General features: G+C 44.4%; 27 protein-coding genes and 2 pseudogenes. 24 read left to right on the plus strand and 5 right to left on the minus strand.

All coding sequences use genetic code 11. The annotated features are described in order from the left end of the window. Position 1 precedes the first annotated feature (1 nt). The 21 genes and pseudogenes from E6W40_RS06070 to E6W40_RS06170 all read left to right on the plus strand — a co-directional run bounded on the left by E6W40_RS06070 (position 2) and on the right by E6W40_RS06170 (position 16,183). Entirely contained in the window at positions 2-427 is a 426-nt protein-coding gene (locus E6W40_RS06070; RefSeq protein ID WP_136604665.1) for a hypothetical protein, read from the plus strand. Next, positions 424-1,260: a hypothetical protein gene (locus E6W40_RS06075; protein WP_136604666.1), complete on the plus strand. Its 837-nt coding sequence runs from the start codon at positions 424-426 to the stop codon at positions 1,258-1,260. The genes E6W40_RS06070 and E6W40_RS06075 overlap by 4 nt, the downstream gene beginning before the upstream one ends. 9 nt (positions 1,261-1,269) lie before the next feature. Further along, a complete protein-coding gene (locus tag E6W40_RS06080; protein WP_136604667.1) occupies positions 1,270-1,473 on the plus strand; it encodes a YqzN/YkzM domain-containing protein in 204 nt (67 codons plus the stop codon). Further along, positions 1,474-2,937, plus strand: a complete 1,464-nt coding sequence (locus E6W40_RS06085) for a phage tail sheath family protein (protein WP_136604668.1) — start codon at positions 1,474-1,476, stop codon at positions 2,935-2,937. 25 nt (positions 2,938-2,962) lie between these two features. Next, positions 2,963-3,373, plus strand: coding sequence for a phage tail tube protein (locus E6W40_RS06090; protein ID WP_136606854.1), 411 nt, complete (start codon positions 2,963-2,965; stop codon positions 3,371-3,373). Between the two features lie 25 nt (positions 3,374-3,398). Then, positions 3,399-3,830: a phage tail assembly chaperone gene (locus tag E6W40_RS06095; protein WP_136604669.1), complete on the plus strand. Its 432-nt coding sequence runs from the start codon at positions 3,399-3,401 to the stop codon at positions 3,828-3,830. 23 nt (positions 3,831-3,853) lie between these two features. Then, a complete protein-coding gene (locus E6W40_RS29925; RefSeq protein ID WP_136604670.1) occupies positions 3,854-4,033 on the plus strand; it encodes a hypothetical protein in 180 nt (59 codons plus the stop codon). Next, a complete protein-coding gene (locus E6W40_RS06105) occupies positions 4,023-6,332 on the plus strand; it encodes a tape measure protein (protein ID WP_136604671.1) in 2,310 nt (769 codons plus the stop codon). Before E6W40_RS29925 ends, E6W40_RS06105 begins: the two co-directional genes overlap by 11 nt. A 5-nt stretch (positions 6,333-6,337) precedes the next feature. Further along, positions 6,338-7,030, plus strand: a complete 693-nt coding sequence (locus tag E6W40_RS06110; protein ID WP_136604672.1) for a LysM peptidoglycan-binding domain-containing protein — start codon at positions 6,338-6,340, stop codon at positions 7,028-7,030. After that, positions 7,027-8,160, plus strand: coding sequence for an XkdQ/YqbQ family protein (locus E6W40_RS06115; RefSeq protein WP_136604673.1), 1,134 nt, complete (start codon positions 7,027-7,029; stop codon positions 8,158-8,160). The genes E6W40_RS06110 and E6W40_RS06115 overlap by 4 nt, the downstream gene beginning before the upstream one ends. After that, positions 8,153-8,563, plus strand: coding sequence for a hypothetical protein (locus tag E6W40_RS06120; protein WP_168928840.1), 411 nt, complete (start codon positions 8,153-8,155; stop codon positions 8,561-8,563). The genes E6W40_RS06115 and E6W40_RS06120 overlap by 8 nt, the downstream gene beginning before the upstream one ends. Continuing rightward, entirely contained in the window at positions 8,556-9,023 is a 468-nt protein-coding gene (locus E6W40_RS06125) for a DUF2634 domain-containing protein (protein WP_136604675.1), read from the plus strand. Before E6W40_RS06120 ends, E6W40_RS06125 begins: the two co-directional genes overlap by 8 nt. Beyond that, positions 9,016-9,888, plus strand: a pseudogene (locus tag E6W40_RS06130) (baseplate J/gp47 family protein); the annotation flags it as partial. The gene E6W40_RS06125 and the pseudogene E6W40_RS06130, both read left to right, overlap by 8 nt. Before the next feature lie 540 nt (positions 9,889-10,428). Continuing rightward, positions 10,429-10,647: pseudogene (locus tag E6W40_RS06135) on the plus strand (baseplate J/gp47 family protein); the annotation flags it as partial. Then, positions 10,640-11,218: a YmfQ family protein gene (locus tag E6W40_RS06140; protein ID WP_136604676.1), complete on the plus strand. Its 579-nt coding sequence runs from the start codon at positions 10,640-10,642 to the stop codon at positions 11,216-11,218. The pseudogene E6W40_RS06135 and the gene E6W40_RS06140, both read left to right, overlap by 8 nt. A gap of 1 nt (position 11,219) precedes the next feature. After that, positions 11,220-14,480, plus strand: coding sequence for a tail fiber protein (locus E6W40_RS06145; protein ID WP_246072891.1), 3,261 nt, complete (start codon positions 11,220-11,222; stop codon positions 14,478-14,480). Further along, positions 14,480-14,683 carry a hypothetical protein gene (locus tag E6W40_RS06150; protein ID WP_136604678.1) on the plus strand — a complete coding sequence of 68 codons (204 nt, stop codon included), beginning with the start codon at positions 14,480-14,482 and terminating at the stop codon, positions 14,681-14,683. The genes E6W40_RS06145 and E6W40_RS06150 overlap by 1 nt, the downstream gene beginning before the upstream one ends. Next, positions 14,683-14,823 carry an XkdX family protein gene (locus E6W40_RS06155; RefSeq protein WP_211146972.1) on the plus strand — a complete coding sequence of 47 codons (141 nt, stop codon included), beginning with the start codon at positions 14,683-14,685 and terminating at the stop codon, positions 14,821-14,823. Before E6W40_RS06150 ends, E6W40_RS06155 begins: the two co-directional genes overlap by 1 nt. A gap of 88 nt (positions 14,824-14,911) precedes the next feature. Beyond that, a complete protein-coding gene (locus E6W40_RS06160) occupies positions 14,912-15,205 on the plus strand; it encodes a hypothetical protein (RefSeq protein ID WP_246072892.1) in 294 nt (97 codons plus the stop codon). A 4-nt stretch (positions 15,206-15,209) separates the two neighbouring features. Continuing rightward, the gene (locus E6W40_RS06165) at positions 15,210-15,479 is read left to right on the plus strand and encodes a phage holin family protein (RefSeq protein WP_136604680.1); all 270 of its coding nucleotides are present in this window, start codon (positions 15,210-15,212) and stop codon (positions 15,477-15,479) included. Continuing rightward, positions 15,476-16,183, plus strand: a complete 708-nt coding sequence (locus tag E6W40_RS06170; RefSeq protein WP_136604681.1) for a glycoside hydrolase family 73 protein — start codon at positions 15,476-15,478, stop codon at positions 16,181-16,183. Before E6W40_RS06165 ends, E6W40_RS06170 begins: the two co-directional genes overlap by 4 nt. Before the next feature lie 440 nt (positions 16,184-16,623). On the opposite strand, the gene E6W40_RS06175 is transcribed toward E6W40_RS06170, so the two are convergent. Together E6W40_RS06175 and E6W40_RS06180 are read right to left on the minus strand one after the other, a co-directional pair. Beyond that, on the minus strand, positions 16,624-17,364 hold the full coding sequence (locus E6W40_RS06175) for an HNH endonuclease (RefSeq protein WP_136604682.1): 741 nt from the start codon (positions 17,362-17,364) through the stop codon (positions 16,624-16,626). Further along, positions 17,361-18,545, minus strand: coding sequence for an AAA family ATPase (locus E6W40_RS06180; RefSeq protein WP_136604683.1), 1,185 nt, complete (start codon positions 18,543-18,545; stop codon positions 17,361-17,363). The genes E6W40_RS06175 and E6W40_RS06180 overlap by 4 nt, the downstream gene beginning before the upstream one ends. A 210-nt stretch (positions 18,546-18,755) precedes the next feature. On the opposite strand from E6W40_RS06180, the gene E6W40_RS06185 reads away from it, so the two are divergent. Then, positions 18,756-18,998, plus strand: coding sequence for a hypothetical protein (locus E6W40_RS06185; RefSeq protein WP_136604684.1), 243 nt, complete (start codon positions 18,756-18,758; stop codon positions 18,996-18,998). A gap of 224 nt (positions 18,999-19,222) precedes the next feature. On the opposite strand, the gene E6W40_RS06195 is transcribed toward E6W40_RS06185, so the two are convergent. Continuing rightward, positions 19,223-19,627, minus strand: a complete 405-nt coding sequence (locus tag E6W40_RS06195) for a hypothetical protein (protein ID WP_136604685.1) — start codon at positions 19,625-19,627, stop codon at positions 19,223-19,225. A 266-nt stretch (positions 19,628-19,893) separates the two neighbouring features. On the opposite strand from E6W40_RS06195, the gene E6W40_RS06200 reads away from it, so the two are divergent. Next, positions 19,894-20,103, plus strand: coding sequence for a hypothetical protein (locus E6W40_RS06200; RefSeq protein ID WP_136604686.1), 210 nt, complete (start codon positions 19,894-19,896; stop codon positions 20,101-20,103). 12 nt (positions 20,104-20,115) lie between these two features. Beyond that, a complete protein-coding gene (locus E6W40_RS06205) occupies positions 20,116-20,448 on the plus strand; it encodes a YolD-like family protein (RefSeq protein ID WP_136604687.1) in 333 nt (110 codons plus the stop codon). A 54-nt stretch (positions 20,449-20,502) separates the two neighbouring features. Here the strand turns inward: E6W40_RS06205 and E6W40_RS06210 are convergent, their stop codons facing one another. Next, positions 20,503-20,931 (minus strand): helix-turn-helix domain-containing protein, encoded by a 429-nt coding sequence (locus tag E6W40_RS06210; protein WP_168928841.1) that lies wholly within the window; start codon positions 20,929-20,931, stop codon positions 20,503-20,505. Further along, positions 20,912-22,063 carry a YifB family Mg chelatase-like AAA ATPase gene (locus tag E6W40_RS06215; protein ID WP_136604689.1) on the minus strand — a complete coding sequence of 384 codons (1,152 nt, stop codon included), beginning with the start codon at positions 22,061-22,063 and terminating at the stop codon, positions 20,912-20,914. Before E6W40_RS06215 ends, E6W40_RS06210 begins: the two co-directional genes overlap by 20 nt. Positions 22,064-22,373 lie beyond the last annotated feature (310 nt).

The raw sequence follows: 22,373 nt of genomic DNA on the forward strand, positions 1-22,373 counted from the left end.
CATGGGCGACTTTGGTCAAGGAGCAGTAGAGTATATGCGGCGTAAAAGAGCTGGAACTTTCAAACTGATTGAGGAACTGAGTCTTAAAGCGGAAGGTGACATGAAGCTTGCTGCCCCATGGAAAGACCAAACAGCTATAGCCAGGGGATCTCTTCATTCTGGAGCCGAGCAAGTTGGGAAAGACAAGATCAGGATGTATTTCGCCCATGGCGTCCGATATGGCGGCATTTTAGAAGAAGGGACACCTCCACATAAAATTAGAGCAAGGAATAAACCATACCTGCAATTTCGTGTAGGAGGAAGGTTTGTGAAGGTGAAAGAAGTTAATCATCCCGGAACTAAACCACGAGCGATCGTGCAGCCGACAGCCAAAAGTTATAAGGGTAAATTAAAAGACACTTTGGTTAAATGGTGGTCAATGCCATGAGAAATGCGATTCGGGAAAGATTGCTCGAGCGCGTTCCGGAGCTAGAGGATGCTTATGAGCCGCACGCTGCTGATAAAGACAGCGAAAAGCCGTATGCAATTCTTCTGCAGGGAGAAGAAAGTGACGAGACTCCATGGGCGGGCTTCCGGCGAATCATGGAGGTCTGGCCGTACGTGTCGCGTTCGACTTTTGAAAAGGTGGATACTTTGGAAAAGAAGATCATTACCGCCCTGGACAAGCAGATGCTGACCACAGAAGCCGGTGAGGTCTTTTCCTGCGTCTACCTCGGATCCGCTGGCCAGGACGTGGTCGATGAAGAATGGGACGCTATTACTCGAGGCATTCAGTTTGCTGTCATGGCTCTGCAGCCGGTCGGAACGAACGATTCCCTCACATCAGATCCGTGGGTTCCTGCTCTAGCTGATTGGACATCGGGCATCTTGGGGCCGAATTGGACCATATACAACGGGTTCTGGCCACTGGGGTATGTTAGACCGGCTATCATGTGGCGGGTGACCGGAATTGATGTGAAGTTGCTGGGATTATCTTCTTACAACGTGTCCAAACGCTTTACAGTCCATGTTTTGGGGAATGGGCAGCATCCTGAGCATGTTGGAGTTGCTGCCCTAATTGAAGGGCTAGGAAGTGCTATTAAAATCCCCTATGACTTTGCTGATCGTCGATATCTTACAGTTGCGGATCCCAAAGCTAATATAGGGGCAGATGCAATCAGTGAGGGGCAGATTACAGTCACTCTTTCACGTCGCGTCGCACGGCCTCAAGAGGATGCTCCATTAATACGGTCGGTCAATTACAAATCAAATATCAGGTAGGTGATAATCATGGCTGAAAAGCCTGAGAAAAAGGTTGAGACTTCAACCAAATCAAAGTATCCCCTCGAAGAGCTTACGGCAAATGCCGAGGCTCTTTTTTCTGTCCATCGAGAAGTGATGGTAGGGGCATTACACGGAGTCACGGTAAATGAAATGTCTGTAGCTGAGGCAAAAAACTTGGTCAAACAATTTTTAGAAAAGAAGGTGAAATAGATGGCGGGAGGAAATTGGAGTCCGACGGATATGCCAGTGCTGCCTGGTCTTTATATGAATTTCGTGGCGGCAGCTGGTAATGCAATTCAGCCAGGCGCCCGCGGTGTCGTGATCGCTGCTGTTAAATCGCATTGGGGACCAGTCGGACAGTTTGTGGAGGTTTCGGACGAAGCAGGAATCAAGGAAATGTTTTCGGAAGATGAAAGCGGCGGGGCGACGGCTTTTACGACGTTGTACCTATCCCTTTTGGGTGGGCCGAAGACGTTGCTCGCCTATCGTGTCGCTTCTGATGCGGCTAAACCTGCAAAGCTTACAATCAACAATACTGCTTCGACCCCGGCTGCTGCCGTGGAGATCGCTGCCATGTATCCAGGACAACGCGGCAATGGATTTAAAGTATCCGTTGCCGATAGCTTGGCGGCACCCGGCACCAAGGAGCTGAAGTTGTATGAGGGTACGAAACTGCTTCGTACCTTTGCGATCGGTGACGGCAGCGTGGACACCGCTGTTGCGGCCATCAATGACGACCAGGACAACAAGTGGATCCAAGCGAAGAAACTGGCTGATGGAACCCTGGCTAGCGTCTCCGGCGAAACATTCGCCGACGGAGACAGCGGCATCTCCGGTATTACAAATTCAGATTATATTGCCTCCACAGCAGCGTTTGAAGGACAGGAGTTCCATGTGCTGACTTTGGATGGCGTGACCGATCCGGCCCTGCGCTCGAGTATCGTTGCATGGGTCGGGCGCGTTCGGAAAGAGGGTAAAGGCATCATTGTTACCCTTGGAGGTACAGCGGTAGATGACACCGCGAGTGACGCTGTGTCTAAGGCAGTAACCAGAAGCGCAAGTATCAACAACGAAGGCGTCGTAAACGTCGGATCAGGAGCTATTCTAGCTGATACGAAATATAGTTCCGCACAGGTTGCAGCATGGGTTGCAGGTTTAATTGCTGGACAGTCTCTGAACCAGTCGACGACATACGCTGAGTCCCCATTTGATGATGTCACCCGTCGTTGGACCCGTTCGGAACAGGAAAAGGCTATCCGCGGGGGTGTATTTTTGCTAATCCATGATGGTCGTAAGGTGAAGGTCTTACGTGGAATAAACAGTCTAGTCACTCTGCAGCTTGATCAGAACAACAGCTGGAAGAAGATTCGGACAATCCGGGTTATGGACGCTATTAATGGAGACTTGCAGCGCACTGCTGAGGATGTTTACATCGGTAAGGTTAACAATACCGAGGAAGGTAGACTTGCTCTGATCGGTGTTTGTAAAGAGTATCTAAGAACTCTAGCACAGAGCAGTGTGATAGAAGGAACTGGATATGATGTGATTCTGGATCCAGCCTATTATAGTTCGTCTCCAGCGATCAAACCAGCGCCAGATCAAGTGTTTTTACAGTGGAATGCGCGTCTTACGGATGTAATGGAACAAATTTTCGGCACGTTCTACGTGCAGTAGAAAGGAGTGAGTTTGAATGCCTGAAATGACAGGAATGGATCCCACAAGGGCGATACTCGGTACATTTGCCCAAGCGTTCGTAGATGGGGAGTGGCAGACGAATATTAACCATCTTGAGGCAAAGGTCGAGATCGATAAGCGTGAGCTTAACCTGGTTGGCCACAACTGGGTGCAATTTAAAATCGGTGCAAAGCGCGGCACAGGTACGATCAGCGGATACAAGGTTTCGTCTAAAATGATTCAGCGCGATTTTAGCAAGTTTGATATTATCTCAAAGCTTGACGATCCAGAAGCGTATGGCTTTGAACGGGTCCGTTTGATCCGGTGCATGCCTGACAGTGTGCAGCTTGCAAACTGGACAGCTGGTGAAGAGGTTACTGAAGAAACACCATTTACATTCGAGGATTACGAGCTGCTTGACCCAATCGCAATTTAATCTATTTTGAAAGGATGATTAATTAATGAGTAATGAACAATTGAATGAACAGGAAATTCTGGACGGTCTCTTCGAAACGGCAAAAAATTTGCCAGAAGAGACCGTTTTAATTAAACGGCTTAACTTGCGTATTACACTCTGCGGGCTGACCTCCAGCAAAGTTGATGCAATTAGAGAGCGCTGCACGATCCGGAAGACCGTCAAGGGCCAAGTTACTGAGAAAGTGGATAGTGAAATGTTTAATGCCTCTCTGATCAAGGAGGCAACGTCTGCTCTTGAAGTTAAGGGATTAAAGCTGTCTGGCTGGGGTGACGACCGCATCACTAGCCGTTTGAAACTGTCCGGAGGCGAGGAAGCCGTACGTCGTATGTTGCTCGCTGGTGAGCTGGATGCTGTAGGTGATAAGGTGCTTGAAATCTCTGGCTTCGGTGTTGACATCGAAGATGTAAAAAACTAATACGCTCCGGGAGCACGACTACGATGCTGTACCATATGTGGGTACGGCATCATTTGCGTCCCGGGGCTTTTTGGTGTTTACCTAAAGGCGAAAGAACATTACTTACAGCCTTTACACTATTTGAGATCGACCAGATTTCCAAACCGGCACCTAACTCACCAAGCAATAGCTCTAAAGGGAGGAGGGTGAGTCGTGGCCGATAACAAAGAGTTTTATCGCCTAGACCTAGTGATAGGCACTGATGGCGTTGAAGAGACCGAAAAGACTGTTAAGGCTATGGATAAGCTGCTTGAACAGACACAGCGCCGGGCGGCTGCGCTTGGAAAAACCAAGATAACTCCCTCTGTTTCTCTGCAGGACAAAGCAACATCTTCAGCTAACAAAGTGACAACTACCATGAACAAGGTAGATCGTATTGTGGCTAAGCCTGAGGCTCGTTTAGTGAACCGTGTTTCCTCAGCGACAAATAAGATAAGTTCTACTCTGACGGGTTTGACGCGTAAGACATGGCATATCACTGTAGGTGTAAAAAATTTAGCCTTAGGCGTATTGAGTGGGATTAAGAATACCTTGTTCTCACTTCCGTCAATGCTTGCTGCAGGAGGTACTGCTTACGGAGGCGTTGTCGCTCCTTTGAATCTTTCTGGACAGATGGAACAGGCGAATATAGCATTCGAGACGATGTTAGGATCGGCAGCAAAAGCAAAGAGTTTATTGACGGATCTACAAGATTTTGCGAATAGAACGCCTTTTGAATTTCCAGAACTTCGTGATTCGTCTAAACGACTGCTGGCGTTTGGATTTGAAGCGAAACAAATCATCCCTATGATGACTGCTATCGGGAATGCCTCGTCTGGACTCGGACTCGGCGGTGAAGGTATTGACAGAATAACCATTGCGCTGGGTCAGATGAAGGCAAAGCAAAAGGTATCAGCAGAAGAAATGATGCAATTGACTGAGGCAGGTATCCCCGCCTGGGACATCTTGGCAAGCAAGATGAAAATTTCAACTGCAGAAGTGATGAAGTTGTCTTCCAAAGGTGTCATTCCAGCCAAACAGACAATCGATGCTCTGATCGAAGGTATGAACAAACGCTTTCCGAATATGATGGACAAACAATCCAAATCCCTTCTTGGTATATTTTCGAACATGAAAGACGTGTTCAGTACAAAGCTTTTGATGAGGTGGGGTGATGGAATACGTCTGGCCATCCAACCGCGACTGCTAAAACTTTCTGAATGGTTGGATAAAAATGAAACCACTATTCAACGCTGGGGAGACTCTTTGCAACGAACAGCATCGAAAGCAACAACTTGGGTGATGGATAAATTCGAGAACGTCTATAACACAATCCGTAATCTATCAGAAGATCCGGTTTTTCAGAATGCAGATTTTTTCGGCAAGGTGAAAATAGCCTGGGATAAAATTATTGCTGAGCCTTTAGGCAAGTGGTTAGAAACTGAAGGAGCAGCTAAGCTTGAGAACTTTGCTTCAAAAATAGGAGACATACTTGGTGGAGGAGCTCATGGCTTGATTATGGGTGGTTTAGAGGTACTGTCTCCAAGCTCAGAACAAGTTGTCGATAAGAATCCCTATGTACAAGCAGGAAGGCAAGCCGGTAAAGCTTTCTTTGATTCATTTATCGAAGCGTTTGATGCTCCTGCAATCCTTAATAAACTTTTAGAAACGTTCAAAAATATACAACCCGAGGCTCTCGGAGGAAATACTTCAAGTACCGGCGGTTCTATTGCTTCACTCGCTCTTGATGCTTGGTTATTAAGTAAAGGATTTAAGGTCTTGAAAAAAGGAAAGGACGTATTGGATACTGGCAAGAACTTACTAGGCGGAAAAACCGCTCCCCAGCCAGGAACAACTGTTGCTACGGATGTAGCAACTAATTACGGGACAAAAGCAGCCGAAACATCTCTTAAAGGTGACCAAGCAAAGTATGATCCAAGATATCGTACTCCAACCAAAGGAATGAACCCACCAAAGGAATGGATTGCACCAGGGATTCCAACATTGGGGAAATTACTTGGAATAGGAACAAAGGTATCGACAGTGGCTCTTGGGGCAGCTGGTCTAGCTGGCGTGGGCTATAACATCATTTCCGGTGGATCCGCATGGGAGAATGCAGCTTCAGACAAGAATTCTATTTATAGCAGTGTCATGGCTGGTAGAGGCGGGTCACCTGGTATGACACCTGATCTGCAGAATAAAATCAAAAATGATATATTGTCTCAATTTTCGAACAAGAACAACAGTACGACCATTAACAAAGATATTGTAAAAATTTCTCCTGAGCAAGTAGACTCAATTGTCTCTAGCATCCAGACAAAACAGGAAGTTAAAAACGAAATCAATGTAACTGTCACCCCTGGTGCTGTACAGCTTAATATGCCAACGCAGTCCATAGACTATGATGAAGTTGCAAATAAAGTTGGCTCGACAGTAGCCAATAAAATTCGTAGTAGTTTTCAAAACACTATTGCAAAGGATTGACGCATATGGAGTTTCATTTAATTGATTCTTCTGGCTATGACCTCTATTTTCCCGTTAATCCGGAAGAGGTGACGATAAGCCGTGAAAAAGGTATTGAAACAGTAAATATTTTATCATTCGGGGAGTTTGATTTCCCGTCTGGAGAGAAGGTAAAAGAAATTACCTTCTCTTCTTTTTTTCCTAAGACTTATGAATCTGGATATTGTAACTACCCAGACATTCCGGACCCAATGGAAGCAATGAATAAATTGAATATAATGATTCAAGCCAAGACACCAGTACGATTTATCATGACCAATAAACCGCGTGGCACAGAGACAAATCCAGTACTCCGAGTGACGGTCAATGTTCTCGTGCTTGTAACTGGCCATGTAACCAACTTTAAAGGTGGAGAGCCTGATGATATTTACTTTGAACTAACAATTCGAACTTGGCGTGAACCCAAGGTCCATGTAAAGGCGGTAGCTGCTGCTAAGAGCACAGGATCCTCGAAGGCTGCAGCTACCACAAGTCGTCCTGATACGAAGAAAACTCCTAAGACATACACTGTTAAATCAGGAGATAGTCTCTCCAAGATCGCCAAGCTGGAGCTCGGTAACAGCAGTAAATGGCAGGCTATCTACAATCTTAATAAAAAGTTGATCGGCAAGGATCCCAATAAGATTAAGCCTGGAATGAAGCTGGTGATGCCAACATGAGTTACGAAGTCGTTTATCAGGATAAATTCTATCTTAGGGAGTTGATCGAGAGTATCACGCTGAAGGATAGTTTGGATCAAATCTCGTATCAGGCTGACATTAAGATGAAGATTACTTCTGATTTTCCTAATCTTGAGCCTGGACAAGATATCCGTGTAAGTGGCGTGCCTTTTGGCGGGAGTGACATGGTGTACCTACTTAATCCTGGAGTGGTTTGGGACTGTGATAGTTCCAATAAATCCACTAAGCATATGTCAATGACCGTTTATGATCGTACAATATATCTGGCCGAATCCGAAGATGAATATCTGTTACCTGCAGGTCAAACTGCAAGTCAAAGGCTGCGGAAATATGCAGCTGATTGGGGAATTAAGCTATCTACTATTCCAGACACATCAACTAAGCTAAAGAAAGCCGTCTATCGATCACAGGCTATATACAAGATGATAACTTCCGACTTGCAGGAGACGGTGAAATCCGGCGGGGATATGTACATTCCTCGGATGACACCGGCAGGACTTGAACTATTTAAGGTCGGGAGCAATAAGGATGTTTGGATTCTAGAGAGTATCGAAGAAACCACGCAGCGTAGGACTCTCAAAGGAACGATCACGAAGGTGAAGGTAATCGGAACAGAGGATCGTAAAGAGAAGGCCAAGTCGAAGAAGAAACCAACAACTTCCAATCCAGCACCAAATACAGAAAATATGACGCTCGAGGAAATCGGTCGTTTGTACGGTGGCCAGGTTGATAAGAAGACAAAAGGTACCAGCAAGAAAGCAAAGGTTAAAGCTGACTCTAAAGTGGAACTACCCAGTAAGATATTGGCCATTGCAACAGGTCAGACTGCTAAATATGGAACTCTTCAGCGCATGGTTCAAGATGAAGATGTTAAGACTACTGCAGCCGCCAAGAAGTTGGGAGAATCCATGCTTAGCGGGGTACAGGAGACCTTTACAGTTACATGCCTGGACCTGAACACTATAAGAGCAGGGGACGCGGTTAATTTTAACGGTATAAAACTGATAGTCACATCCGTTAGTCATGAACTCGATGACCCTGGTCATATGTCGCTGGAACTTGCATCTATGGACTATGTAAGAAGGAGGTATTTTCTGAATTATGCGTGATCCATATCAAGATCTTGCCGTTTCCCTAAGGGTCGAAATGTCGAAGAGTGCGGGATCCGCTTTATCCGGAGTACCAGCAGAACTTGGGACAATCACAGACACAGGACTCAAACTTGATAACTTTAAAGATGAGATTCAGGATTTCTTGGTTGCTGATTTTTTGACAACCTTGCACCTGCCGCCGTTCTTCATTGTTGGTACCACCACGTTAGCTGACGCAGAAGATGAGCCGATAGGTACACCTTCACCGCGGACGCGTTTCGATTTTGAACCAACTCTGGTTGAAGAAGTTCGGGTTAATCTGGCTGACGGTCTGTTGCCAGGCGAACGAGTGCTAGTGATCCCGACAAATGGTGGCGACGATTTTGTAGTTATGTGTAGGGTGGTGAACGGCAGTGCCTAATTTGTTTCCTGAAGATGCATCCAAAGATTGGACAGACGAAAACGCAGAGGAACCTGCAATTGAGGAAGAAGTTGCCTTTGGGAGGAGCTGGCGGTTTGATTTTGAGCTGGGTGACTTCGTAATGACTCCAACGCGAAAGGTGGCCAATATCCATGATACAGAGGCTTGGGTTATGTGGTGCCAAAAGGCGATCCGAACACCACGTTACCGACATTTGATTTACTCAAGGAACCACGGTGAAGAATTGGATAACCTGATTGGGAAAGGTTATAGTCGCGGGGTCATCGAGAGTGAGATCCAGAGAATCGTCACGGAGACGCTAATGGTCGATCCGCGGACTGCAGATGTAGGCGGGTTTACTTATAACTGGTCAGGTGACTCTTGCTATTTCAGCTGCCGTATTACAAACATTCAGGACGAGGAAGATGTCTTGGAAGGGAGTGTGGGGGAGAATGGCTAACAATCCTATCTATTTGCAAGAGCAGACGGAAGACGAGATTATGCAACGCATGCTGAATCGGGTGCCCTCGGATATCGATAAATCTGAAGGTTCCTTTATTTGGGATGCACAGGCTCCGGTTGCCTTTATGCTGTCTGAGGCGGCGATATGGGCACAGCAGGTGGTTGAACGTGGATTTGCTCGAACGACATTTGGCGAGTATCTGGACATGCGGGTAGAAGAACATGGAGTACAGCGGCGTCAAGCGATAGCCGCCACAGGTAGCGTAAGATTCACAGGAACTTCAGGAAAGCAAATTCCATCTGGAACGGTGGTAGCTACTCCTGCAGATGAAATCACCGGGGAATCCAGTATCGAGTATAAAACAACTGAGGAAGTGATCTTGGGCAGTGCGGGTGAGGGTATAGCACCAGTCATCGCCCTTATCCCCGGCAAAACGGGAAATGTACCTGCAGGTGTCATCGACATTGTATCCAATCCAATCAGCGGTGTATCGGCGGTGACCAACCCAGGAACTATAACAGGCGGCGCAGATATCGAATCCGATGAGTCCCTACTGGAACGCTTTTATACTCGAGTGCGGAACCAAGGGACAAGTGGAAACAAGGCCCAATACGTTCAGTGGGCGAATGAAGTGGCCGGCGTTGGTGGCGTGCAGGTAATTCCGCTATGGAACGGTCCGGGGACGGTGGGAATATATTTGCTCGATATGGATAAGCGTGCAGCAAGTCCTGCGATCGTACGTGCAGCACAGGATTATATTGATCCTACTATGGACGGGCAAGGAGAGGGACAAGCGCCGGCCGGGCCGATTGTTACCGCCATGGCTGCAGATGAAGTGCCAATTAATATCTCGGTGCAGCTGACGCTCGCTTCAGGATATCAGGTCACAAGAAAGCCGAGAGTCCAATCAACCATCGAAGCAGAAAACTTGACGATTAATACCGGTTATGGCGGCAGCGTCGATGACACACAAGAAGGGCCAAGCGGAGGGAAATGCGTCAAATTCACGTATGTAACGAACGGCAACAGCAAAGCGACGATTAGCGGCGAGACGCTTGCGAACATACTTGTGAAAGCCGGACAGTACAAAATTCGCGCACGTGTTAAAGTCAGTGATACATCGTCCGCAACCCAATTTTTCGTCCTTAGTGTGCAAAACCCGCAAACAAACATACCGTTCGAACAGCACAAAGGATCGGGTACTCCGACTGATGAGCAATTGATGTTTTCCCCTAATCAAATCGGTACCGATTGGACATGGGTTGAGCTACCATTTTATTGGGACGGCATTCAGCCGGTCGAGATATGGACTGGAAGGCCGTTCAGTTTAATTGAAGGTGTAATTTTGTGGGAGGATAGCGTGGAGCTGGTCAGCGACGACAAGATAACGACGGTACCAAGTGAAATTCAAAAGCAGATCGAGGAGGGTGTGACGATATATCTTAAATCTCTAGCGTTTAAGGATCCACTAGTTCGCTTCACCCGGATCGCTGCGGTGCTGCTCGATATCCCACCAATCATTGACTATTCTGATTTGACTGTAAACGGCCAGTCGGACACCAATATCCAAATCAATCCTGGGCAGGTAGCTGTTTTGGGGACGGTGACGCTTAATGCCTGAGTTCCAGATTACAAGCCCGAGAGGGGCTGAGCTATTCTCATATCTGCCTGGATACTATGAATCGTCTCGAGTCATTAAGGCGGATATGAATGCCAAAGGGACCGAAATGGATGCGTTGTTTGCTACAATCAATGATTCACTTGATCAGTTCTTTGTCCGGACAGCAACATGGGGACTGGACCAGTGGGAATACGAATTGGGTATCACAACCGATCTTGCAAAGCCAATTGAGCAGCGGCGAGCTCTGGTGGAATCAAAGCTCCGTGGAGCTGGGAAGTTCACGGGTCGTTTGGTTAAGAATGTGGCTGAAGCCTATGATGGAGGAGCTGTGGATGTTTCCTTTCAACCGGAGGTGTGGTCCTTTACAGTCAAGTTCATCGACACAGTTGGGGTTCCACCCAACCTCGATGATTTGAAGTCTGTTATAGAAGAAATAAAGCCGGCTCATCTGGAAGTGATTTACGAGTTCAGTTATTTGCTCATCAGAGATATCAACAAAGTGATGACATTCAACCAATTGAAGCAGCTGCCATTTTCTAAGCTTGCATTTAGAAGAACAGGAGGTGCATGAGGTGCCTACAAATACACCGAATTTGAATTTATATAAAGTCAATGGAGAAACGGACGGGAACGAAACATTTAATGTGGATGTTGTGCTTAACGATAACTGGGACAAGATCGATGCTGCCGTTGGTAATATAAAAGTCCCTGATGCCTCTCTTACCCAAAAGGGTATCGCCAAACTATCAAATGCCATAGGCAGCGACTCGGAAACAGAAGCAGCAACGCCGAAAGCTGTTCACGATGCTACAAAGTACGCTGATACTCAAATCGCGTATAACAAGGCTCAGATCCAGCAGGACTCTAAGCAAGACATTCGAGGCTTGGAGCGTGAACTGGCGAATCTCAACCTACAGCTCGAAGCATCCAAACGGGTACCGAGTGGAGTCACCTTCGGCAGCAACTTTGCGGACTCTTTCGGAATGGAAATCGACACAACGCAGTTGACCACGAAAACAGCGCTTGCGGTGGGTCAAACAGATATGCCTGTCGATTCTATTGGTACGTTAAAAAGCGGGATGGAAGTTACCGTTTATGATGACGTGAATATTGAGCGCGTGAAGGTCACGGAATCCGGGGCGGTAGACACTGTGGCGGATGAATCAGTTTCTGATGCAACAGTTATAAACGCGGCATATGATACGAGCGGCAACGGTGGGCGAAAGTTAGTACGGTTAAGCAATGGGTGGTTAGTGGCTTGTGCTTATGATTCAACAGAATCTCCTAAATTTTATGTATCAAAAGATAATGGTAAAACATGGGCATTTTTAACTAGAACACCATCGCTAACGAATTTTAATGCCATATGTTGTAAAGGAACTATTGTTTACATGGTCAAAAATTCCACAACGGCATCGGGAACGGGTTTTGTTGCATTTGATGCAACGAACGTTCCTTCGTACATCGATAACAACACGGCAGTTATTGAAAACAGTCAAACTGCCTATAGCGGCGTATCCATAACAATCAATGAAGCCGGAACTGAGTTACATGTTGCCGTTTCGTCTAAAAACGCCACGTATCCGAATAGCTTTAATATCCGGTATGTCAAAGGCACGATTAATGCTGATGGTACTGTTACATGGGCGGCTGTTACTCAAGTATCTAAAGATAATCAAGCGAATTTTGATTATCTAAACCCTAGTATTGTTTTAGATGGAAGCGGGCAGCCTTTAATATTTACAAATAGGCCGCTTGTCTCTGGAATTTCCAGTTTTATCGCAGTTCATAGATATACTGATTCATCTTGGGTAAGGACTTACACTACCCCAAGTGTAGAATTTAGCGATTATCATCTATCCCCTTCAGCGATATTCGTACCAAAAAGAATTAACGGCCTTGAAAATGGACGGATATGGGTGGCTTGGCATGGAAAAGGCTCTACATCCCCAACCAACGACATTATGGCTTCTTTCTCAGATGATAGCGGCGTTACATGGTCAAGCACGTTATGGGTAACGAACGAAAACAACAACCAACTGTTCCCATCCTTAACGGCAGATAAAAACGGGAATGTCTATATTGTTTGGTACGGAAATACCGATCAGTTCCCGTCAACCGTTATCAGGTATTCAAAGTGCGTTAATGGGGTTTGGAGTGGCACAACAAACGTCACAAATGCCGCTTCTAATAATCCGTCATGCCTAGTCGATATGTCGTTGGATATTTCGGTTCCTATTTTCATCTACGTAGGTACTTCTGTCAAAGTCGGATTCTATGGCGCATGGAAAACAATTGTAAGTGTCCCGACGTTAAAGCTTGCGCCACTTAAAAAAGCGTACAAAGAAAAGGCCATCATTGCCCGTACGTCTGCTGTCATTGATACGGTTAACAAGTGCGCGAAGTTTGGAGGGTGGAGTACGCAGACTGTCAATAACGTTACAGATGCGACGGTAGTAAACGGCAGTGGGTATGACACGAGCGGTAACGGCGGACGTAAATTGGTTCGACTGAGTAATGGGTGGCTGGTAGCAACTGCTGTTAGCGGCCTTAGTTATTTGTTTTATAAGTCTGTTGATAACGGGGTTACCTGGTCTAAGATAGCTTATAAAACACAAACGAACACGTCCGGCACAACAAGTATAGCTTTAGTGGCTAGAAATGACACGGTGTACGCTATAATAAGTTTTTATACGTCCGCAGCAGATCAGAGGATCAGATATTTAGAGGTTGATCCTATTGCAGAAACCGGAAAAGGGGTAGATATTGATCCTTTACAAACGAGTATAGGGTCTGTTTCCCTCGCAATTAACGACGCCGGAACCGAGTTACACGCGGCTTGGTCCTCTAAAAACAGCTCATATCCGAACAGCTCAAATATACGATATGCAAAAGGGATTATTAATGCTGACGGATCGGTGACGTGGGGATCGGCTGAGCAAGTAACGAAAGATAACAACGGTTCATACAATAACTACACCCCGTCAATTGTGTGGACTCCTATGGGTTCGAAGATAATTTCCACCTACACCACTGGATCAACATTTCAACTGCGAAGTATTACGACGTTGGGTGTAGCATATAGCTTCTACGACAGCGGGAGTCCCTCCTTGGGTCAATACTCTCCGTCTGCAATATATGTTCCAAAAAGCATTAACGGCTTCCCGAACGGGCGGATATGGGTTGCATGGTACGGAATTGAGAGCGACTCCCTTCAAAATATCAGAATCGCGTATTCAGACGATGGCGGTGTGACTTGGTCTGCTATGCAGAAGTTAACGAGTGGTAGTATGAATCAAGTGGTCCCAACTATAACGTACAATCAAAAAAATGAAATTTTTATTTTGTTTCATGGAGGGGTTACTAGTGGAGGTTACTTTCAAATAAGAAAAATTTCTTATAAAAACTCTTCGTGGGGTAGTATTACAACCCTTACGAGTACTACAACTAGTCATGCGGCCAATCCGTCTAGCTTGGTTGGTGTGGGCTTTGATTTTTCGGAACCTTTATTCATATACAAAAACATGCAAACCAATAATGTTGGCTTTTTTGGTACGTGGACGGCAACGGGAGAAACACCACTCCTAGAAAACGACATTCGATTTAAGGTCAAGGACACCGACGAAGCCGTAACGTGGGTACAGCATGACGCTGGAATAACCGTGTCCGCTGCTCTGACCGGTCAGACAATGGACAAGACAACCGCAGGCAACGAGGATCAATTCGTTAAGGCGTTGACGGTATCCGGTCCGGCTGAAATCCGGTTAACTATGAAACGATCTTCAACGTCTGATGACGTTAAGATAAATAAAATATTGGGAGGCGTTGGCTAATGCAATACATTGACATCAAAGATTCAACGGTCAATTTTGTTAACGAGGACAAGGACCCGCAGAAGCAAACTGATCAAATGGGAGCAGACCTCGGGAACTTGCTGATGGAAAGTGCCATGGATAAGGCCACGATCATGCAGCTGGAGGATACCGTGGGCAATCTGTTGCTTGAAGTCGCAATGCTGAAAGGAGGTGCTGCATAATGTGGTATGCAACAGTCAAACGATTTTACGACAATGGGCATCCGGCCTATACTGACGAGAGTCTCAAAACCTTCGTAGTCGCTAAGATGATTACGGTAGAGCAATATAAGCAGATCACTAATGTCGAATATGTAGCTTAACAAGCGTTCCGAATACGGAGCGCTATTTTTATGCCCTCGGGAGTGGTCCGGGGGCTTCTTTTATAGTGAGAGATAAGGGGGAAGAAAGGTGGACTACCAGACTATGATCGCATTAATCGCCGCTATAAGTGGGATTATTCTTGGGTGGTTGGGGAAAACCCGATCCCACAGACAGGACATCATCCAAGAGGCAGGGGCCGATGCGCTGCAACGTGCAGATGTAGATTATATCAAACGCGGTGTGGATGACATTAGGCTCGAGCAGCGTGTACAAGGTCAACGAATTGATGCTCTCTCGGAGCGAGTGACCCGTGTAGAGGAATCGGCCAAACAAGCACACAAACGATTGGACCGCAAAGAAGAAATGAATGGAGGCGTATAGAATTATGGATTGGAATATGATTTGGACTTTGATAGACCCACGGCTGTTGATTGTGGTTGCGGCATGCTGGATTATTGGCAATATGCTAAAGCGGACGCCGCATGTGCCTGATTGGAGCATCGTTTATATTGTGGTGGTGTTTGCTGTATTGCTGACCGCATGGCTGCTTGGATGGGGGCCAGAGTCGCTTATACAGGGCATCCTTTCTGGGGCGTTTGCGGTACTCGGGCATCAATTCGTGAAACAGGCGAAGAACGGGGCTGATCAGGCATGACAAAGGCTGAGTTTATCGCAACAATTGCACCATGCGCTGTTAAGGATATGCAAGCAACAGGCGTTCCTGCATCTCTCACGATAGCTCAGGCTGCGCTGGAGTCCGGATGGGGATCAAGTGGACTTACTAAACAGGCGAATAACTTATTTGGTATTAAGGGTTCGGGGACTGCCGGCAGCTGCACAATGCCAACAAAAGAATATGTTAATGGTAAACAGATCACGGTAAATGCAGCATTTCGGGCTTATCACAACTGGTCAGAGTCCGTTGCAGATCATTCCAAGTTGATCCTCAATGGCACCAAAGATAAACCTATGCGATATCATGGAGTGCTTAATGCTGATTATAAAACGGCGGCTGCAGAGATCCGGAAGGGTGGATATGCAACTGATCCGAATTACACGCAGCTGCTGATCAATATTATCGAGCAGTACAAGCTTTACCAATATGACATAAAGGAAGGTGAACAACCCATGACAGCAACAGAGCAGAAGGAGTTTCAAGAGCTGAAAAGCACCATCAAGCAACAAGCCGAATGGATTAAATCACAAAAGGAACTGACTGAAATGCCGTGCCCGTCTTGGGCGAAGGATGCTTATGCATTTTATAAACCGTATATTGCCGATGAAAAAGGAAGCTATGATTTTTGGAGGCAGCTTGTGATCAACTACCGGAAAGAAAATAACATCATAGTAAACAAATAAATCCCGATTGGGAATATGAAGACCCTGCTGGATAACGTGTTGGCAGGTTAAGTATGTTTAATGATAATTATTATTTTTTGGCAATCGAAAATCGTTCTTATTTCATCCAATAAACAGACGATGTCAGTATAGAAGTTTGGTACATTCAACACAGTCGAACTCTTGAAATTTAAAATATTACGTAAATAAAGAAAGGAGAAGTATCTAATTTGGATAAATACGGTCATAATGTTATTTTATGGGGGTGTTATTTTTTATGAATGAAGAAGTAATTACTTATATACTAATCTCCGTTTCCCCTAATGGGAAATATGTTATGATTAAATCTAAAGATGGCTCGGGTAAGATCGAGGTTATTTCGAAGGATGACTTTGATACGAACTATGTTTATTTTGAAGGAATTGAATATATAAAAAGGCCAATTTAATTGGCCTTTTTATCTAAAGAAGAGCAATGTCTTGAGTAGCAATAAAAAGTTCATCTAATTCGCTATCCCAAAGATATTCAGACTTTAAAATATCAATTATTTTATGAAAATGCGGATCGTTTAATATATCAGAAGCAACTGTTGCGGCATATTCCGCCTGTGGGGACGCTTCTTCTAGTATGTTTTTTGTAGTCTGAACAATTCTATTCCTAAGCCTGGTGCTTTTGCTTCCTGTATGGTAATCTTGACACTTTTCCAGAAGTTCTTCTATTTTCTCATGAACTAATTGAGAAATTTCAAATCTTTTTTGAACTACTTTCCTTGTATCGTTTAACAAAAGAACACTAATAGTTTCTTTACCTATATCAGTTTTCCCAATGAGTCTATAATATTTCATTTTTAAATGTTCTTGGGGATTCATTTTTGATGGATCAATAATTGGATTGATTTCAGTGTTATGTTTGTGCTTGCGTCCATTGCACCGCTTACAACTTGGAAGTAGGTTATCCCAATCGACAACTAAGTCTGGGTGAGTGTGTTTGTCTTGATAATGCTCTACTTCCATGTACTTTGATTCCACATTGAGCTTACACTCGCAATATGCACATTTAGAGTGCGAACTTGATAAAAGTGCTTCTTCTATATACGCTTTTTTCCAAACGGATTTTTTTGTGGTTTTATATTCTGTTGTTAATTTTAAAACAACATCAGGTGTGAGCTCAGTTGGTTTTGGAAGTTTATTTACTTTTATCATTCAGAGCCACTTCCTAAAGCTGATAATTGAATAGATAGAAGCTTTCGCATATGATTATTAGGGTGTAACATATCGTTTAGTAAATCAAAAGCCGATTTAGCTTTAATGTAATCTTCCTCGTCAATTGCACTTTCAAAGTTTGCTATGTTTTCTAAGAATAAAGAAGATCGAGTCTCCTCTAGACCCATAACATCAGTGAGTATTTCTTCAACGGTCCAACCTTGAAAACCGAACAAGGTTGAAGCAGTTTCCCTAACTATGACCTCGCCTTCTTCGTTGTAACCCAAGGATATAATCTCGTTTGGTTCTGCAGCTTGAATAACATGCGCACTATGAGTAGTTACAATAAATTGAGCATAAGGGAATAGGTCTTTAAGAACATAGAGCAGGTTAGCCTGCCATTGTGGATGTAGGTGTAAATCAAGCTCATCTATTAACACTATTCCGTTAAATTCTTCTACTTTTAAATTTAAATCAGAAAATCTCTGCTCAATTTCTTTGATTATTCCTAGTAAGATGAATATTACTGACTTATAACCTGATGAGAGGTACTCAAAGTATATCTCACTAGTGTTGTTTTGTTTCACAAGAATGTCATAAGTATCTCCCTTAACTTTTGAGAAAACTATGCGAGGGTCTAATTTATGAAAAATGGTCTTTGCTACCTCTAAATTATGCCGCTGAGAGCTAGAAATTGAATCTTCATGCTTTTCCCACAAGTAACGATTAATAAACCAATTTTTTGCATCAGTTGCATCAATGCCTTGTATGCTTAATTGTTCATGATCTACATTTCGCGGGTCTCTGGATATTGAAGTTAATTGAATATAATCAAAAGTTCTATAAGTCTTTATGGTAATTATTTCCTTGGCGAATTCTCTAGCTGCGTTGAAATTTCCTCCTCTAAAGTACATATCATCAGATGGATGGAAGTTCGTCTTTTCGAGTCTATATATGGAGTTATCTAGATTTGTGATTTCCCAGAAACCCCTGTCATGATCAGCCTTTTTTCTGATATAAGAACTGGGATTATAAGTGAAGGATTGGGCAATACACTCTAAAATTGTAGTCTTTCCGATCCCATTTAATCCGCATATGACATTCATTTGCGGGTTAAATGATAAGGATAGTTTTTCTATACCACCAATTGCTTCAATGTAAATGCTTTTTAATTTAAACATGTCCGTCCCCCTAAAATAAATACTGAACTCATCGTAATTGCAGGGATATTATACCATTAAGTGTGGTTGTTAAGGCTTTTTTCTCTCATATATTGTTTACAGTCAGAAAGATATTTTGTAAAATAAACTCAACATATACGGACGCGCCGTTATACAATCCGAAAGCATCGGTAAAAAGGCTCACCTGCAAATTGCGGGGAGCCTTTTACTATGATGATATGGAGTGATATGACGTTGATTAACCGGTATCAAGTAGTTAAATCAGATTTAGAATTGTTTGCTGCTGCTATTCTGGGATCACGCATTTATATTGCCTTTGATGATCAGGAAGCAGGTAATAAGTATGTGGTTGCCCATAGTGGTCCAGTGGAGAAGTATACCCCTGAATATGTCCGTATTTCAGGTGTCTACTATAGGCGTAGTCAATATGAGTTTAGAGTACACATCAAATAATGAATTGAGTGAAGACTGGACTACGCAGCAGCCCTGACTTAGTCCAGTTTCTCATTTTGACCTGAGCTCTTATTCGTGGCTCCAGGTAAACAAAGTTTCTATCCTCTCCGGATACAATCCCCTTGCTCACTCCATAAAAAGCTTACTTTTCCATCAGCCCCGGTCCAAGTTCAATTATTCCAGTCGCGGTTATCGAGAAACCATTGCTCGTTTTTCATGAGTTACTATTTTGAGAAATCGTTTCTTAAAAAGATTCCATAATTAAGAACTAATTGTTTAGTATCTGGCCCGACTTGCCTTAATTCTCGTGCTATCTCTGACTCATTGGAAATGATTTGTTTGTCTTGTCTAACGAAATCGCCGTATTTTGTAGAAATTTTACTTGTATACCTGAGAATATCGAGATCAACTTCTGGACTGATATCCGGATCCCTGACAGTTCTTAATTTTGAATGATAATTATCAGTATAAGTGGTTGTAAAATTCGCTGAAACTTCTTCTGAAATGCTTAATGTTGGACTCGGAGGGATACCGCTAGTAGAATTATGAGCTAAAAAATGTGCCGTAATGGCTACTCCAAAAACCAACATTATTACAGAGAGACTTGTTAAAGATATTTTTTTAAACAATGCTTATTACCTCCTTATCAACACGAAACAACCTATATTCTAATTATAGTGAATTCGATGGGAAACTATAACAATTATTTACCAATAGTCTTACTTAAGAAGGGTGAAATTTACATTGATTATAGAACGCCTGTTTGGGTATAATTAAGAACAATTGTTCTTGTCATTACATAATCAGGAGGCGATGAGGAGTGTTAGAAGATATTGATCGTAAGATACTCCGGATCCTATACAACTATTCAAGTGGGCGGCGGAGGCTACCATCCATGGACGAGTTAGTCATCAAAACGGGAAAGTCCAAGCAGGACATCAAGCAGTCGCTGATCAACTTAGAAGACCAAATGTTTATCATTTGGGATGATAAGCGCCTGGTCCAATCGATAAGGATTTTGAATGGCTGGGAAAATGGCGGAACAGTGAAAGAGGAGCGTAAACCAAGCACAACGAGCAATACAGATTATTGGACTCAATATTAGGGGGCGTGCAGAATGGCAAAGAAACTGGAGGACAATGGGCTTTTTGAATCGTCTAGATGGTTACTGCCGGAGCGTCGGGAAGCATACTCACATCAGCTGACACACAAGGACCCAATTATTAAGCCGGTGATTGATGAGCAGGAATGGCAACAGATTGGAGAAGCGCTAAGTGAGTCGTTTAATGAACATGCTCGCATTACAATCAAAGTATTTGATCCTTACGAAGAAAAAGAACTAAGCGGATTTGTCACGGTGATCAATATGTTCCTAAAAGAAATTAAACTCCGCAATGAGGATGATTGGGATTGGATCAAATTTGACGATATTATTTCTGCCCATACATAGCATTAACAGCTATTTGCCAAAAGAACTGCACAAAGCGCGCAATTCTTTTTTTAATCACTCTATAATAGTAAGAAAAATTTCAACATCATTAATAAACTTTGCTGAAGGTGTCCTTTTGTTTTGTTCCCAATTTCTAATAGATCTTGGATCAACACCTATAATGGAAGCAACTTCATCAACATGCAGACCGTTATAAAATCGTGCTTTTCTAATTCGGTCCCCTAAAGTTGCTTCTGGAAGGTTCTCAAAACCACCAAAATACCATAACGATTTATCTAAGCAGTCAGATAGTTTCCTTAAGCTCAGTAAAGATGGCTGATTATGTTCGTTTTCAATCATCGAAATAGCTTCAGGCGTCAGTCCTATCTGGGATGCTACTTCTCTGATTGTAAGGTTAGCAGCCAACCGAGCATTACGAATTCTTCCTCCAGGCGTTGAGTGTTTTGTTTGGGCAGTTGTTATATTAAGGGTTTTCTGCTTCACTATACTTATGCCAGAGGTGTTGTCTGCACGGACAAGGATTCATCGAAGCCGCAAGCATGAATCGTGCCGGGAAAGTATGAACTGCTCTCGCTCGGCTGATGGTGACAGACTTGTCTTCTAGCGGCTGCCGCAGTACTTCAAGCACCTGGCGGTTAAACTCCGGCAGCTCGTCCAGAAACAGGATTCCGCGGTGGGCAAGACTGACCTCGCCCGGCTTCGGAATGGTTCCGCCGCCGATAAGGCCGCCGGCAGAAATGGTATGATGCGGTGAACGGAAAGGCCTGGTCCGCAGCAGCCCCGCTCCGGGCTCTTTCAATTTGCCGGCGGCGCTGAATATTTTTGTGGTTTCCAGCGCTTCCTGCTCTGTCATAGGGGGGAGTATGGTCGGGAGTCGCTTGATCAGCATCGTCTTCCCGGTTCCTGGAGGCCCCATAAGCAGGATATTATGCATGCCGGCCGCAGCAATGGTAAGAGCGCGCTTGACATGCTGCTGCCCGAGCACATCGGCATAATCCTCAATTTGGTAAGCTTCCTGAGCTGTGTAATGGGAAGAAGTCAGTTGCAAACCATCAAAGGATGATATGCGGAGCGGGCTGCTTTTTTCCCTGGAGGCAAGGCCTGCCTCCTGTTGACCGAGCGCGAACAGCTCATTTAAATGACTGATTGCATAAATATTCATATTTTCGATCAAGGCTGCTTCAGCAGCATTTTCCTTTGGCAGCAGAACAGCAGAGAAGCCCTCACGTTTGGCACGGTCCACCATCGACAGGATGCCGGTGACCGGCCGTAGGCTCCCATCCAGAGCCATTTCGCCGATGAGAAGAAGCTTATCCTCCTGGGGAAGGATGAGCTGTCCGCTTGTGCACAAAATGCCCAGGGCAATAGCGAGATCGAAAGCGGAGCCTTCTTTTCTTAGATCGGCAGGCGCCAGATTGATGGTCGTACGCTGCAGAGGGAAGGTGAAGCCGCAGTTTTTGATCCCTGCCCGAACACGTTCTACAGCTTCCCGGATCGCTGAATCCGGAAGACCAATAATGGAGGTTTGGGGAAGACCGTTAGAGATGTCTACCTCCACTTGAATCAGCACCCCATCAATTCCGTATAAACATGCGCTGTACATTTTTCCGTACATACAATAAAAGCACCCTTTCTCACGGGATCAAGTCAGCGGCTGCAGCATAGCAGTGCTTTCCTTCCGATTGAAAAAAGGTGCTTCCTTATTTTCGTAATATGTTTTACAAAATTGTAAGATTGCGGATGCCAAATGTCAAGGTTCAGTTGATTTCTTAGGAATGGAATACGGATTTGATGAATTGCTGTTTGAAATGGCGGAAATAGTTGTAAAGTAAAGAAAAGCCTACAATTGAATTGCAGGCAGATAACTTGGTAATGTTTAATATTTCTCGGTCCATGTGATAATATTAGCAAATGAAGGCAGGTGA

The sequence above is a fragment of the Paenibacillus dokdonensis genome (assembly GCF_004916975.1).
Classification (GTDB): Bacteria; Bacillota; Bacilli; order Paenibacillales; family Paenibacillaceae; genus Paenibacillus_AQ; species Paenibacillus_AQ dokdonensis.